Origin of the sequence: Ideonella sp. (assembly GCF_041914305.1) — a bacterium.
GTDB lineage: Bacteria > Pseudomonadota > Gammaproteobacteria > Burkholderiales > Burkholderiaceae_C > Ideonella.
The window spans coordinates 158,558-173,394 of record NZ_JAYSDQ010000001.1 but is presented as its reverse complement, the minus strand read 5'-3'; the positions used below and the strand labels follow the sequence as shown (position 1 = coordinate 173,394).

Annotated in this window: 11 protein-coding genes; 4 read left to right on the top strand and 7 right to left on the bottom strand. The window is 70.1% G+C overall.

The features are described 5' to 3' along the window. The first annotated feature begins 135 nt into the window (after positions 1 to 135). Genes ACE3SG_RS00705 through ACE3SG_RS00695 form a run of 3 tightly spaced genes read left to right on the top strand, consistent with a single transcriptional unit; the run spans position 136 to position 4,834 of the window. Positions 136 to 2,379: a putative bifunctional diguanylate cyclase/phosphodiesterase gene (locus tag ACE3SG_RS00705; RefSeq protein ID WP_374561953.1), complete on the top strand. Its 2,244-nt coding sequence runs from the start codon at positions 136 to 138 to the stop codon at positions 2,377 to 2,379. Next, positions 2,376 to 3,548, top strand: a complete 1,173-nt coding sequence (locus tag ACE3SG_RS00700) for an FIST signal transduction protein (protein ID WP_374561952.1) — start codon at positions 2,376 to 2,378, stop codon at positions 3,546 to 3,548. The genes ACE3SG_RS00705 and ACE3SG_RS00700 overlap by 4 nt, the downstream gene beginning before the upstream one ends. After that, positions 3,545 to 4,834, top strand: coding sequence for a sensor histidine kinase (locus ACE3SG_RS00695; RefSeq protein WP_374561951.1), 1,290 nt, complete (start codon positions 3,545 to 3,547; stop codon positions 4,832 to 4,834). The genes ACE3SG_RS00700 and ACE3SG_RS00695 overlap by 4 nt, the downstream gene beginning before the upstream one ends. Before the next feature lie 195 nt (positions 4,835 to 5,029). Here ACE3SG_RS00695 and ACE3SG_RS00690 read toward each other — a convergent pair whose 3' ends face one another. The 7 genes from ACE3SG_RS00690 to ACE3SG_RS00660 all read right to left on the bottom strand — a co-directional run bounded on the left by ACE3SG_RS00690 (position 5,030) and on the right by ACE3SG_RS00660 (position 13,201). Then, positions 5,030 to 5,926 (bottom strand): hypothetical protein, encoded by an 897-nt coding sequence (locus ACE3SG_RS00690; protein ID WP_374561950.1) that lies wholly within the window; start codon positions 5,924 to 5,926, stop codon positions 5,030 to 5,032. A gap of 171 nt (positions 5,927 to 6,097) precedes the next feature. Beyond that, positions 6,098 to 7,243: a BMP family ABC transporter substrate-binding protein gene (locus tag ACE3SG_RS00685; protein ID WP_374561948.1), complete on the bottom strand. Its 1,146-nt coding sequence runs from the start codon at positions 7,241 to 7,243 to the stop codon at positions 6,098 to 6,100. 55 nt (positions 7,244 to 7,298) lie between these two features. Beyond that, the gene (locus ACE3SG_RS00680) at positions 7,299 to 8,219 is read right to left on the bottom strand and encodes an ABC transporter permease (RefSeq protein ID WP_374561947.1); all 921 of its coding nucleotides are present in this window, start codon (positions 8,217 to 8,219) and stop codon (positions 7,299 to 7,301) included. A gap of 67 nt (positions 8,220 to 8,286) precedes the next feature. After that, on the bottom strand, positions 8,287 to 9,363 hold the full coding sequence (locus ACE3SG_RS00675) for an ABC transporter permease (protein WP_374561946.1): 1,077 nt from the start codon (positions 9,361 to 9,363) through the stop codon (positions 8,287 to 8,289). Further along, positions 9,350 to 10,897 carry an ABC transporter ATP-binding protein gene (locus ACE3SG_RS00670; RefSeq protein ID WP_374561944.1) on the bottom strand — a complete coding sequence of 516 codons (1,548 nt, stop codon included), beginning with the start codon at positions 10,895 to 10,897 and terminating at the stop codon, positions 9,350 to 9,352. Before ACE3SG_RS00670 ends, ACE3SG_RS00675 begins: the two co-directional genes overlap by 14 nt. Beyond that, positions 10,897 to 12,225 (bottom strand): guanine deaminase, encoded by a 1,329-nt coding sequence (guaD, locus tag ACE3SG_RS00665; RefSeq protein WP_374561942.1) that lies wholly within the window; start codon positions 12,223 to 12,225, stop codon positions 10,897 to 10,899. Before guaD ends, ACE3SG_RS00670 begins: the two co-directional genes overlap by 1 nt. A gap of 4 nt (positions 12,226 to 12,229) precedes the next feature. Further along, positions 12,230 to 13,201 carry a LysR family transcriptional regulator gene (locus ACE3SG_RS00660; RefSeq protein WP_374561941.1) on the bottom strand — a complete coding sequence of 324 codons (972 nt, stop codon included), beginning with the start codon at positions 13,199 to 13,201 and terminating at the stop codon, positions 12,230 to 12,232. Positions 13,202 to 13,272: 71 nt separating this feature from the next. Between ACE3SG_RS00660 and xdhA the strand changes: the two genes are divergently transcribed. Then, entirely contained in the window at positions 13,273 to 14,835 is a 1,563-nt protein-coding gene (gene xdhA / locus ACE3SG_RS00655) for a xanthine dehydrogenase small subunit (RefSeq protein ID WP_374561940.1), read from the top strand. Positions 14,836 to 14,837 lie beyond the last annotated feature (2 nt).

Sequence of the window (14,837 nt, the reverse complement as noted above, 5' to 3'; positions counted from 1 at the left end):
CAGCGCCGCCAAGCCAGGCTGATACCGCCAGGTATCAGCTTGGCTCGTCGTCTCGCGATCATCCCCATTGCGGCCCGTCGCAATGGCAGTTATCTGCGGGACAGGACACTAGCAGTGGCTGGAGGTCGGACGCGCATGCGGACACGCGGCGAACTGGTGGAGTTCCTCGGCGACGACCCGGCCGCCAATGCGCCGGACTATGCCCCGGCCTGGCTGATCCTCGTCGTCGACGACGACCCCGACGTGCACCGCAGCTCCGAGCTGGCGCTGCGCGGCACCCGTATCCTCGACCGCCCGCTCGACTTCCTGCACGCCTACACGGCCGGCGAGGCCTTGGGCCTGCTGGCGGCCCACCCGCACGTGGCGGTGATCCTGCTCGACGTGGTGATGGAGACCGACGACGCCGGCCTGGGGCTGGTGCGCACGGTGCGCCATGAGCTGGGGCTGGCCGAGGTGCGCATCATCCTGCGCACCGGCCAGCCGGGCTACGCGCCCGAGATCGAGACGATCTGCAACTACGACATCAACGACTACAAGACCAAGAACGAGCTGACGCGCGTCAAGCTGCTGACCGCGGTGATCGCCGCGATCCGCTCGTACGACCAGCTGTGCCGGCTCGAGGCCAGCCGGCGCGGGCTGAAGAAGATCGTCAGCGCCTGCAATGATTTGATCTCCGTCCAGGGCCTGCAGGCGTTCTGCGAGGGCGTGCTGGCGCAGCTGGCGGCGCTGGTCGGCATCGAGCCATCGGGGCTGGTCTGTGCGCGGCACGCTGTCGACGAAGCCCGCCCGGGCACCGAGGTGGTGGCCACCGCCGGGCGCTGCGCGGTCTACCAGGACCTGCTGCTCGACGACATCGACGACCTGGTCATCGCCGGCAGCCTGCGCCGGGCGTTCGACACCGGGGCGCGCCAGCTCGGGCCACGCCACATGAGCCTGTGCTTCCGCGGCCGCCAGGGCCAGGCCTTCGCCGTCTACCTCGAATCGGACACCGCGCTGCGCCAGGTCGACGAGCAGCTGCTCGACGTGTTCTGCTCCAACATCGCGATCTGCTGCGAAAACGTCGAGCTGCTGGCCGAGCTGCGTGAGCACGCCTTCACCGACCGGCTGCTGCGGCTGCCCAACCGGGTCGCCTTCATCGAGCGCATCGAATCCATGCACAGCCGCCAGGCGCTGGCCGGCAAGGCGGTGGCGCTGATCGACATCGACGAGTTCGCCGAGGCCAACGACATGTTCGGCCACGCCTATGGCGACCGGCTGCTGCAGGCCATCGGCAGCCGGCTGGTCGACGCGCTGGGCGACCGCTGCGTGGTGGCGCGGGTGGCGGGCGACGTGTTCGGCGTGCTGGGCGACGAAGGGCTGGTGCGCCCCCAGGTGCTGATGCCTTTGTTCGAGGCGCCGTTCGCCCCGGCCGGTACCGAGCACCGGGTCTCGGCCTCGATGGGGCTGGTGCGCCTGACCGGCTACGGCGGCACCGGGGCCGACCTGTTGAAAGACGCGTCGATCGCGATCAAGCGCGGCAAGGCCGGCGGCCAGGGCCAGGCGATGTACTTCACCGAAGCGATCGCGCAAGAAAGCCGCCAGCGCACCCGGCTGTTGGCCGACCTGCGGCATGCCTTCCAGGCGCGCGAGCTGTACATGGCGTTCCAGCCCCAGGTCGACCTGGCCAGCGGCCGCATCGTCGGGGTCGAGGCATTGATGCGCTGGCCCACGGCCGACGCGATGATCTCGCCAGAGATCTTCATCCCGGTGGCCGAGCAGTCGGGCCTGATCGTCAACCTGGGCGAATGGGCGCTGCACCAGGCGCTGTGCCTGCTGGACGCGCTGCGCGCCGAGGGCCGGCCGCTGCCGCGGGTGGCCGTCAACGTGTCGCTGGTGCAGTTTCGCCACCCCGGTTTTCTCGATGCGGTCGACCGGGCGCTGCGCGAGCATGCGGCGCCGGCCCACGCGCTGGAGCTCGAGATCACCGAGTCGGTGGCGATGATGGGCTCGGCGGCGATCGAACGCGCGCTGCACGAGCTCAGGTCGCGCGAGATCGCGGTGGCGATCGACGACTTCGGCACCGGCTATTCGTCGCTGTCGTACCTGGACCGCCTGCCGGTCGACCGGCTGAAGATCGACAAGGCCTTCATCCGCCCGCTGGCCGCGCCGCAGCCCGACACCCGGCTGGTCGAGATGGTGATCGCGCTGTCGCACAAGCTCGGGCTGAAGGTCATTGCCGAGGGCGTCGAGACCGAAGCCCAGGCCCGGCTGCTGCGCCAGTTCGGCTGCGACGAGGCGCAGGGCTATTTGTGGGGCAAGCCGATGGCCGCCGACGAGCTGCGGCATGTCCTGGCGGCCGACCGCGCCGCACGTGGCCCGTCACAGGAGACACCACCATGAGCGTCGTTGCCAAGTCGAGCCATTCGCTGGCGTCAGACCCTTACCGCGCCGGCATCGAGCTGGGCACGGCGCTGGCCGAGATCCGGCCCGAGCTGGTGCTGTTGTTCGCCGCCGTCGCGCACGCCCGCAACCCCGAGCTGCTCGAAGGCCTGTACGACGCGCTGGGCAGCCGCGACGCGGTCATCGCCGGCAACTCGGGCGACGGCTACTTCGTGCCCGAGCAGGCGTCGAACCTGGGCGTGGCGGCGCTCGGCCTGTCCACGCAGGGCGCGGCGCGCTTTCACGTCGCGTCGGCGTCGGGCGTGCAGGCCGAGCCCGAGGCCGCCGTGCGCCGCTGCGTGGCCGAGCTGGCGACACAGGTGCGCCAGCCGCCGTCGCTGTACCTGATGTTCAGCGACTTCCGCACCGACGCGAGCCGCATCGAGACCGTGGTGCGCGACGAGATCGCCGTGCCGGTGATCGGCGGCCTGGCCGCCGACGACAACCAGATGCAGCAGTGCTACGTGTTCTGCAACGGCCAGATCCTGACCGACCACGTGGTGATGGTGGCGATCGACGGCGAGCTGAGCTTCGACATCTCGATCGGCAACTCGCTGAACCCGGTCGGCAGCGCCGGCCGCGTCGACCGCGCCAGCGGCACCAACGTGATGCAGATCGACGGCCTGGAAGCGATGGCCTTCATCGAGCGCGAAACCGGCAAGCAGGTGCTGCAGACCGACCGCGGCGTGCTGGCGTTGACGGTGATCGACAGCGACCGCCGCGACGAAAAGATCCTGCGCGCGATCGTGCCCGACTTCAGCGTCGAATCGGGCTCGCTCGGCCTGTACGGCGGCATCCGCACCGGCAAGCATGTGCGCGTGTGCCTGGCCGAGCCCGAGCAACTGATCAGCGAGGTCTACCGCATCGCGGCCGAGGCGCGCTCGCGCCATTTTGAGCCGGCCGCCGCGTTCTTCGTCAGCTGCAATGGCCGCAAGTGGCTGCTGGGCGAGCAGATCCGCCATGAAACGCTGGCGCTGTCCGAGACCTTCGGCCAGAACCTGCCGCTGATCGGCTTCGCGTCGTTCGGCGAGATCGGCCCGCTGAAGGCCGCCGACGGCGGCTACACCCGCAACCTGTTCCACAACATGACCTACGTGCTGCTGCTGATCGGCCAGACCCGCGCCGCATGACGGACCCCGCCAGCCTGTTCTACAGCACCATCGACCCGGCACCGCCGGGCTTCGAGCGGGTGCGCTTGAGCAAGCGCCACCTGCTGGGCGGCACGGTGGTGGTGCTGGTGGCCTCGCTGGACGAGTTGCGCGCGGTGCTGCCGGACTTCGACCAGCGCATGCGCGGCGTGGTGCTGCTGCGCCGGAGCACCACGGCCTGCGACGACCAGCCCGCGCCGGGCGGCGCAGGCGCGCTGGGCCCGCTGCTGTGGTGCCTGACGACGCCGCACGAACACTGGGGCGACATGCGGGCCTGGCTGGCCGCGCTGCTGTCGGCGATCGACCGCGCCTGCACCCACGAAGAAGCGCAGCGGGTGGCGCTGCTGGACAACGACCGCCTGCGCTTCGAGCTGGGCCGCGTGCGCGACGACTACAACCGCGTCACCAACAAGCTGCAGAAGCAGGTCAACGAGCTGACCGGGGCCAAGGCCCTGCTCGAATCGTGGAACGAGCAGCTGGAGGTCAAGGTCACCGAGCGCACCGCCGAGCTGGCCCGCTCGCGCAAGCTGGCCAGCCTGGGCTCGCTGATGGCCGGCTTCGCGCACGAACTGAACACGCCGCTGGGCAACGCGCTGCTGTCCGGCACCACGCTCGGCGACGAAGCGCGGCGGCTGGAGGCCGACCTGGCCGGAGCGCGCCTGAAGCGTGCCGAGCTGGAGTCATTTCTGCAGATGTGCCACGAAACGATGGACGTGATCCAGCGCAACCTGCGGCGCGCGGCCGACCTGATCCAGCACTTCCGGCACGCCGAGGGCGACACCGTGAGCGAGCCGCGGCAGCGGTTCTCGCTCGCTGACGTGGTGCAGGACACCGTCACCAGCTTCGACCCCAGCCTGCGCGCCGGCCAACACGAGGTGGCGCTGGACGTGCCGCCGGACCTGGCGCTGGAAAGCTACCCCGGCGCATTGAGCCAGGTGCTGTCCAACCTGATCAGCAACGCGCTGCGCCACGGCTTCGAAGACGGCCCGCCCGGGCGCATCACGGTGACGGCGCAGGCACGACCCGACGACATGGTGGCCCTGCAATTCGCCGACAGCGGCCGCGGTATCCCGAGCGGCCAGCTGGACAAGATCTTCGACCCCTTCTACACCACCCGGCTCGGCCAGGGCGGCTCAGGCATCGGCCTGTACCTGGTCTACAAGCTCGTCTACCGCGTGCTCGGCGGCACGGTCCACGTGCGCAGCGAGCCCGGGCAAGGCACGCATTTCGAAATCACCTTGCCCCGAAAAGCCGAACCTGCCCCATAAACACCAACGGCCCGCGCAAAGCGCCGGGCCCCCCAAGTGGCGTGCGCGGATCCGGCTTTGCCGGGCCGCTGCGCGGTCTTGCAGACCGCGGCGGGCCAGTGGCCCGCCCCTTCGCCAGGCACGAAAGGTCCACTGGACCTTTCATGTCCGGGCTCAGCCCCTTCGAGGGGCAGCCCCCGGAGGGGGCGTGGGGGCTCAAGCCACCCTGTCGATCTGCATGAAGGTACTGCGCGTCGCCTGCAGCACGGTGCCGGTCACCTTGTGGCGAATCATCCCGTAGACCCGGTCGCCGGGGAAGATCTCGGTCGACGCGCTGTGCGAGATCTGCCAGGCGTCGCCCGAATTGCCGCGGGTGGCCGTGGCGCTCATCGCAACGACCTTCAGCAGCCCGGGGCTGACCTGCACCGCCGTCGACAACGGGTTGTGGATCGACACACTGATCGTGTCGTCGGCCACCACCTTGGCATGCACCACCAGCGACATCACGGCCTCGGGCGGCAACGCGTCGGGCGCGACCTTGGTGTGCGAGGCCATCACCATGTCGCCCAGCCGCACGGTGCCGGCCGGCTCGACCTTGATCTCGGTGCTGACCGTGCCGCCGGCCGCGATCGCCGGTGGTGCCCAGGCACCCTGGTAACGCGCCATGCGCGGCGGGTCGGAGGCCGGCGTGTTGAAAAAGCCGATGCGCTCATGCGGCGGCAGCGGCTCGTCGGGCTGGTCGGCGCGCTGCAGCCGCAGGCCGATCTGCCGCAGGTCGATGTCGAACCCGGTCTTCAGCTGCCAGTCGGCCGAGAACACCAGCTCGTACAGGCCGTGGGTGTGGAACAGCACCTTGCCGTCCGGCTGCAGGCTGAAGTCGGCACCGGTCTGGAACTGCACCAGGTTCCACGGCACCAGGTTGTCGCTTTCGGGCGGGCAGCCGAAGTCGGCCTTCAGCTTGTAGCGCCCGCGTGAATCGAAGCGGCTTTGCGCCCAGGCGCTCAGCGGCGCGAGGCCGGCCAGCGCCAGGCCCGCCGCACCCTGGCCGAGCAGGCGCCGGCGGCGCAGGTCAAGGCCCAGGTCGAGCCTGGGCTCGGGTCGTCTTGCGGTCATCACACTCTCCCTGTCAATCGAAGGTTAGCGCCATGTGGCGCCCCCGGGTTGTAGCCGCGCACGGGGCGTGTGTCGATGACGGGTGATGACAAAAGAGAAACAAAAAAGCCGCCGGGCGGGCGCCGGCGGCTGGGGTGGTGCAGTGCGCGAAGGTTGCGCTGACTCGGCGGGTTACTTGCCGTCGCCCGGCACCTTGCCTTCGACACCCTTGACGTAGAACTTCACGCCGCCCAGGAAGTCGTCGTCGGCGACCACGTCCTTGGCGAGTTGCTCCTTGCCGGTGTTGTCGACGATCGGGCCCTTCCAGATCACGAAGCTGCCGTCCTTCAGGCCGGCCTTCACCGCGTCGAGCTTGGCCTTAGCCTCGGCCGGCACGTCGGCCGCGAGCGAGACGAAGTCGATCGCGCCTTCCTTGACCCCCCACCAGGCCTTGCCGGTGGCCCACTTGCCTTCGAGCGCGTCGCGCGTGGCCTTCACGTAGTACGGGCCCCAGTTGATCACCGCCGAGCCGAGGTGGGCCTTGGGGCCGTAGGCCGACATGTCCGAATCCCAGCCGACGGCACGCTTGCCCTTGTCTTCGGCCGTCTTCAGCACCGCGGCCGAGTCGGTGTTCTGCATCAGCACGTCGGCGCCGCCGTTGATCAGCGAGGTCGCGGCCTCGGTCTCTTTCGGCGGGTTGAACCACTCGTTGACCCAGACCACCTTGGTCTTGATCTTCGGGTTCACGCTTTGCGCGCCGAGCGTGAACGAGTTGATGTTGCGGATCACCTCGGGGATGGGGATCGAGCCGACCACGCCCAGCGTGTTGGTCTTGGTCATCGAGCCGGCGATCACGCCCGCCATGTAGGCGCCCTCGTAGGTGCGCGAGTCGTAGGTGCGCAGGTTGGCGGCTGTCTTGTAGCCGGTGGCGTGCTCGAACTTCACCTCGGGGTGGTCGGCGGCCACTTTCAGCATCGGCTCCATGTAGCCGAAGGTGGTGCCAAAGACCAGCGTGTTGCCCTGGCCGATCATGTCGTTGAAGACGCGCTCGGCGTCGGCGGCCTCGGGCACCTTCTCGACGTAGCTGGTGACGATCTTGTCGCCGAACTCCTTCTCGAGCGCCTTGCGGCCGTTGTCGTGCGCAAAGGTCCAGCCACCGTCGCCGACCGGGCCGACGTAGGCGAAGGCGATCTTCAGCGGCGCCGGCTTGGCCGGCTCGGAGGCAGCCGCGCTCGCAGCCTCGGGTGCTGGCGCTTCCTCCTTCTTGCCGCAGCCCACCAGCGCGGCAAGGGCGGCGACCGCCGCAGTGGCGAGCAGGGTTCGCTTCGAGAGGGTCATGAAGGGCTCCGTGGGGTGTTGGAAAAGACGGGCGGAATGATAGGCGCGGCGTTGGTCAATTGCCCGGAAAGAAAGGCTTGCCGAGCGACGCCGGCATATTGACCTTGATCCAGTTCGGGTTGCGCGAGATCAGCACCAGCACGACGATGGTCGACAGGTAGGGCAGCATCGTCAGCCACTGGCTGGCGATCTGCACGCCTTCGCCCTGCAGGTGGAACTGCAGCATCGTGACGCCGCCGAACAGGTAGGCGCCGAGCAGCACGCGCGTGGGCCGCCAGGTGGCGAAGGTCGTCAGCGCCAGCGCGATCCAGCCCTTGCCGGCGACCATGCCCTCGACCCACAGCGGCGTGTAGATGACCGAGATGTAGGCACCGGCCAGCCCGCACAGCGCACCACCGGCCACCACCGCGGCCAGCCGGATGCGCCGCACCGGGTAGCCCAGCGCATGGGCCGACTCGGGCGACTCGCCGACCGCGCGCAACACCAGCCCGGCCCGCGAGCGGTACAGGAACCAGGCCAGGCCGAAGGCCAGCGCGATCGCGCCGTAGACCAGCGGGTGCTGGCGAAACAGCGCCGGCCCGGCCAGCGGAATGTCGGACAGGAAAGGTATGGCGAACTGCGGCCGCGTGCCGATGCGCTGCTGCGTGAACGAGATGCCGACGAAGGCCGAGAAGCCGCCGCCGAACAGGCTTAAAGCGAGCCCGGTGGCGTACTGGTTGGTGTTGAGCCAGATCACCAGCACGCCGAAGGCCGCGGCCATCAAGGCGCCGGCGCCCATGCCGGCGGCAAAGGCCAGCGTGTCCGAGCCCGAATGCACCGCGGTCGCGAAGCCGGCGATTGCGGCGACCAGCATCATCCCCTCGGCACCGAGGTTGACGACGCCGGCGCGTTCGTTGATCAGCAGGCCGAGGCCGGCGACGGCCAATACCGTGCCCGCATTGAGCGTGGCGGCCAGCAGCAGCGCAATTTCATTCATGTTGCCCCCAAGACGCTGCGCGTCGTCCCCCCGAGGGGGAATTCGCCCTTGGGGCGGCCCTGCGCGCTCATGCCGGCACCCTCTTGCCGAAGCGGACCCTGTAGTGGATCAAGGTGTCGCAGGCCAGCAGCGAGAACAGCAGCATGCCCTGGAACACGCCAGTCAGCGCCTTGGGCAGCCCAAGCCGCGACTGCGCCAATTCGCCGCCGATGTAGAACATGCTCATCAGCACAGCCGAGAAGACGATGCCCACCGGGTGCAGCCGGCCGACGAAGGCGACGATGATCGCGGCGAAGCCGTAGCCGGCCGGCACGTAGGGCGTCAGCTGGCCCAAGGGCCCGGCGGCTTCCAGCGCGCCGGCCAGGCCGGCCAGGCCGCCCGACATCAGCAGCGCCGTCCACAACGCACGGCGCGACGAAAAGCCGGCGTAGCGCGCCGCCGCCGGCGCCAACCCGCCGACCTGCAACGCAAACCCACGGTAGGTGCGAAACAGGAACACCCACAACGCCCCGACCGCCGCCAGCGCCACGACCAGCCCGATGTTCATGCGCAGCCCTTGCACCAGGCGCGGGATCTTGGTCGTCGCGTCGAAGGTGATGGTCTGCGGAAAGTTGTAGCCCGCCGGGTCCTTCCACGGCCCGTAGACCAGGTAGGCCAGCAGCATGTCGGCCACGTAGACCAGCATCAAGCTGACCAGGATCTCGTTGGCGTTGAAGCGGTCGCGCAGCAGCGCCACCAGCGCCGCCCAGGCCATGCCACCCAGCACGCCCGCAAGCAGGATCGGCACGACGATCCCTTTGCCCAACCACGCCGTTCCGGGCCCGGCCTGCATCGCGACCCAGCCGGCCGCCAGCGCACCGACCACGAACTGCCCTTCGGCACCGATGTTCCAGATGTTCGAGCGAAAACACACCGCCAGCCCGAGCGCGATCAGCACCAGCGGCACCGCCTTGATCGACAGCTCGGACAAGGCGTAGGCGCTCTTCACCGGCTCGATGAAGAAGACCTGCAGGCCCCGCACCGGGTCCTTGCCCAACGCGGCGAACAGAGCGATGCCGATCAGCACGGTGATCACCAGCGCCAGCAACGGCGAGCCGATCGACATCGCCTTCGACGGCTGCGGCCGCGCCTCAAGCCGCAGCATGGGCCACCTCGCTCGCGCTTTGCGGCCACAGGCCCGACATCCACTCGCCGATCTGCTCCACCGTGGCTTGCGAGGTGGCGATCGGCGGCGACACACGGCCCCGCGCGATCACCAGCAAGCGGTCGCTGATCTCGAACAGCTCGTCCAGCTCTTCGCTGACGATCAGCAGCGCGCAGCCCTCGTCGCGCAGGCGCAGCAGCTCGCCGCGGATCTGCGCCGCGGCGCCCACGTCGACGCCCCAAGTGGGTTGCGCGACGATCAGCAGCTTCGGCTTGGCATCGATCTCGCGGCCGACCAGGAACTTCTGCAGGTTGCCGCCCGAGAGTGAGCGCGCCACCGCGTCCGGCCCACCGGCCTTGACGTTGAAACGCGTGATCAGGTCGGCGGCCAGCGCGCGTGTCTCGGCCAGCCGCAGCCAGCCGCCGCGGCCCACCGTCTGCGTGCGCGTCAGCAGCGTGTTCTGCGCCAGGCTCAGGCTGGGCACGGCACCACGGCCCAGCCGCTCTTCGGGCACGAAATGCAGACCCAGCAGACGACGCTGGCGCGGTGACGCCGCCGCGATGTCGCGCCCGAACAGCGCCACGCTGCCGGCCGGCGCGCGCCGGTCTTCGCCCGACAGCGCGGCCATCAGCTCCTGCTGGCCGTTGCCCGACACGCCGGCGATGCCGACGATCTCGCCCGCCCGCACCTGCAGCGACACATCGGCCAGGCTGACGCCGAACGGATCGAGTTGCGGCAGGCTCAGGCGCTTCACGTCCAGCGCGACGGCGCCGGTTTTCTCGGGCGTGGCGCTGCGGTTCTTGAGCACCGGCGGCTCGGCGCCGATCATCAGGCGGCTCAACGAAGCGTTGGTCTCCAGCGTCGGGTCGACCTCGCCGGTGACCTTGCCACCGCGCAACACCGTGCAGTGGTGGCACAGGTGGCGGATCTCGTCGAGCTTGTGGCTGATGTAGAGGATGCTGCAGCCCTCGCTGCTGAGCTGGCGCAGCGTGACGAAGAGCTTGTCGACCGCCTGCGGCGTCAGCACCGAGGTCGGCTCGTCCAGGATCAGCAGGCTGGGCCGGGTCAGCAGCGCACGCACGATCTCGACCCGCTGGCGTTCGCCCACGCTCAGCGTGTGCACCGGGCGCAGCGGGTCGACCTCGAGCCCGTAGCCGGCCGCGACCTGGCGGATGCGCTCGGTGACCTCGGCCAGCGTCTCGTGCTTGCCCAGGCCGAGCCACACGTTCTCGGCCGCGGTCAGCGTGTCGAACAGCGAGAAATGCTGGTAGACCATGCTGATGCCCAGCGTGCGCGCCGCCGCCGGGCTGGGCACCTTCACAGGCTCGCCGTTCCACAGCAGCTCGCCCGCATCGGGCTGGGTGGCGCCGTAGATGATCTTCATCAGCGTCGACTTGCCGGCGCCGTTTTCACCCAGCACGGCGTGGATCTGGCCGGGCGCCACGCGCAGCGACACACCATCGTTGGCGCGCACGGCGGGGTACTGTTTGGTGATCCCTCGCAGTTCGAGGCGCAACGGGACGGCGGGCGGCATCAGCAAATGTCGTTGGCGGTATTGGAAGAGTAGGCGCCGCGACGATATCGCTCGACGCCAGCGACACGGGTGCTCACCACGTGGCGCTCGTCGCCCAGCATCAGCCAGGCGAAGACCGCATCATGCAAGTCCCGCGCCACCGATTGTCTGCGAGCTTCCACGGGGCTGGCCGCGCGGTCCCAGACGACGATGTCCGCTTGGCTGCCCGGCTCGAGCGAGCCGATCTCGTGGCCCAGGTGCAGCGCCTCGGCCGCGCCGCGCGTGGCGGCATGCAGCAGCGCCCAGGCCGTGACCCGCCGGTTGGCCATGGCCTGCACCTTGTAGGCATCGGCCAGCGTGCGTGGCATCGACAGGCTGCAACCACCGCCGACATCGGTGCCCATGGTCACCGCGACCCCGGCAGCGCGCGTCGCGGCCCAGTCGAACAGCCCACTGCCGAGAAACAGGTTGGACGACGGGCAATGCGCGATCGCGGCGCCGTGGGCCGCCAGCAAGGCGCGGTCGTCGGCATCGAGCCAGATGCCGTGGGCCAGCATCGCGCGCGGGCCCAGCAGGCCGAACTGGCGGTAGACGTCGAGGTAGCTGCGCGCCTGGGGGAACAGCTGCGCCACCCAGCGCACCTCGTCGGTGTTCTCGGCCACGTGGGTCTGCATGTACAGGCCCGGTGCGGCCGCCATCAACGCGCCGGCCATCGCGAGCTGCGCCTCGGTCGAGGTGGGGGCGAAGCGGGGTGTCACCGCGTAGGCGATGCGCCCGCGGCCATGCCAGCGGGTGATCAGGTCGACGCAGTCGCGCTCGGCCTGGGCCACGTCGTCGCGCAGAAAGTCCGGCGCGTGGCGGTCCATCAGCACCTTGCCGCCGATCAGCCGCATGCCACGCTGCTCGGCCGCGCCGAAGAGCGCGTCGACCGACACCTTGTGCACCGTCGGGAAGACCATCGCCGCGGTCGTGCCGGCAGCCAGCAGCCCGTCGAGGAACAGCGCCGAGATGGTCGCCGCGTGGGCCGCATCGGCCATGCGCGATTCGGCCGGGAAGGTGTGCTGCTCCAGCCAGTCGAGCAAGGCCGTGCCGTAAGCGCCCAGCACGTCGACCTGGGCGCTGTGCACATGGGTGTCGATGAAACCGGGCAGGATCAGCCGGCCGGGGTGTTGCTCGCGCGGCCAGGCCTCGCCCGGCGCGTCGGCCTGCACACCGGCGACGCGGCCGTCGTCGCCGATCAGCAGCCAGTGGCCCGGGCGGTAGCGCACGGCGGGGCTGGTGGTGTCGTCCAGCGCCGGCGCGGCGGTGAAGTCGAGCAGGTCGCCCTGCATGGCCAGGCGTTGGGTCATGCGTTCATGGTCTCGCTTTGGCGGTGCCCGGCGCAGCCAACTCGCTCGCCACGCCGCGCACCTGCTCGCGCAGCCAGCGCTGCGCGGCCGACGCGTGGCTGCGCTCGTGCCAGAGTTGGTAATACGCCATCGGCGGAAACGCCAGCGGGCATTTGACGATGCGCAGCGCCGCCGGGCCGCCGGCAAAACGCTGGCAGAACTGGCGCCCGGTCGTCAGCACCAGCCGGCTTTGCGCCACCATCTGCGGCGCCAGGCTGAAGTGGGCGCAGCGCACGGTGATGCGCCGCTCCAGCCCCTGCAGCGCGAGGTGCTCGTCGATCACGCCGCGGGCGCCGGGGTGCAGCGGCGTGGGTGCGATGTGGTCGCTGTCGAGGTAGCGCGCCACCGTCCAGCCCCGCGGGTTCTTGACGGCCGGGTGGTCGGCCGCCACGAGGCAGACCACCTCGTCGGCCGACAGCCGGCCCAGGTGCAGCTCACCCGGCGGCTCGAGCCAGTTGCCGATCACCAGGTCGACTTCGCCGCCGGCCAGCTTGCGCCGGTAGTCGAACTCGGCCGACAGCGGGTGCAGCTCGAGTCTGGCCTGCGGCGCCAGCTGCTGCAGCCGGGCCACGACGCCGGGCAGGAACAGCGGGTCGAGGTAGTCGCTGGCGGCGATGCGCATCGTCAGCGTCGCCTGGGCCGGCTCGAAGGCGCGGCCGGGGCGCGCGGGGCCGAACAGCGTCTCTGCCTCGCGCAGCAGCCGCTCGGCCGGTGCCAGCAGAGCCAGCGCGGTGTCGGTGGGCGCCAGGCCGGCGCCGGCGCGCACCAGCAGCGGGTCGCCGGTCAACGCCCGCAGACGCCGAAGCTGCGCGCTGACCAACGGTTGCCCGCTGCCCAGCCGCAAGGCGGCCCGCGAAACGCTTTGCTCGGAAACCACGGTGTACAGCACCTTCACCAAGTGGAGGTCGATGTTCGCGAAATCCGGCGGCTGTGCCATACGTCTTGGCGCATGATACGCAGTCGCTTGAAGACACGCCAAGATCCACCGACCAGAGTACCTTCGCAAAGATGAGTGACACGCGCACCGTCCAGTTCGTCTACCGCGGCCAGCCGGTCCGCGTGGCCGTGCCCGAGCCGACCCGCAGCGTGCTGCAATGGCTGCGCGAAGACGCGCGGGCCTGCGGCAGCAAAGAGGGCTGCGCCGAGGGCGATTGCGGCGCCTGCACCGTGATCGTCGCCGAGCTGGCCGACGAGGTGCCCGAGCCGAGCCGCGCGGTGCGCGTGGCGGGCCTTGCGCTGCGGCCGGTCAATGCCTGCATCCGGTTTCTGCCCACGCTGCACGGCAAGGCGCTGCTGACGGTGGAAGACTTGGGGAAACAGAGCCCCCAGGGGAGCCCGTTGGGCTCCCCGCCCCCCGAGGGGGTGAGTCGGCTCGGGAGCGGCCCTTCACCGACTCACGACGAGCTTCATCCGGCGCAACGCGCGCTGGTGCAGCACCACGGCTCGCAGTGCGGCTTTTGCACCCCGGGCTTCGCGGTGTCGCTGGCGCTGTGCCACGAGCGGCATGCCCAGAGCGGCACCGTGCCGACGCGGCCCGAGCTGGCCGACGCGCTGAGCGGCAACCTGTGCCGCTGCACCGGCTACCGGCCGATCCTCGATGCCGGTGAGGCGATGAACACCCTGCCCGGCCCGCGGCTGCCGCTAGAGGGCCTGGCCGATCAGCTGCGGGCGCTGCGCGACGGGCCTGCCCCGTCGATCGACGGCTTCCACGCACCGCGGTCGTTGACGGCACTGGCAGCGCAACGCGAGCAGCAGCCCGACGCGACGCTGCTGGCCGGCGCGACCGACATCGGCCTGTGGGTCAACAAGCAGTTCCGCGCGCTGCCGCAGCTGATCTACCTGGGCGACGTGGCCGAGTTGCGCACGATCGCGGACGATGGTCATGCGTTGCGCATCGGCGCTGCGGTGACGCTGGAAGACGGCTGGGCCGCGCTGGTTCAGCGCTGGCCGGCCCTGGGCGAAATGCACCGCCGCTTCGCCGGCCCGCCGGTGCGCCACGCCGGCACACTGGTCGGCAACCTGGCCAACGGCTCGCCGATCGGCGACACCGCGCCGGTGCTGATCGCACTGGGCGCGACGCTGACCCTGCGCAAGGGCCCGGCGACACGCGAGCTGCCGCTGCAGGATTTCTACGTCGACTACATGAAGAACCAACTCGCGCGCGGCGAGTTCGTCGAGGCCGTCTCGGTGCCGCTGCCGGCGCCGGGTTGGCAGGTGCAGGCGCACAAACTCTCCAAGCGCTTCGACTGCGACATCTCGGCGGTCAGCGCGGGTTTCGCGATCCGGCTCGATGGGGAGCTCGTGGCCGAAGCACGGCTGGCTTTCGGCGGCATGGCGGCGATCGTCAAGCGCGCGGCGGCCACTGAGGCCGCGATCGTCAGCCAGCCGTGGGTCGAAGCCACACTGCGCGCCGCGCAGAAGGCCCTGGCCACCGACTTCCACCCGCTGACCGACCTGCGCGCCAGCGCCGACTACCGCCGCCAGGCCGCCGCCGCCTTGCTGGAGCGGCTGTGGCTGAGCACGCGGCCCTCGCAGCCGCTGGCGCTGCACGACCTGCGGGTGTTCGCCTGATG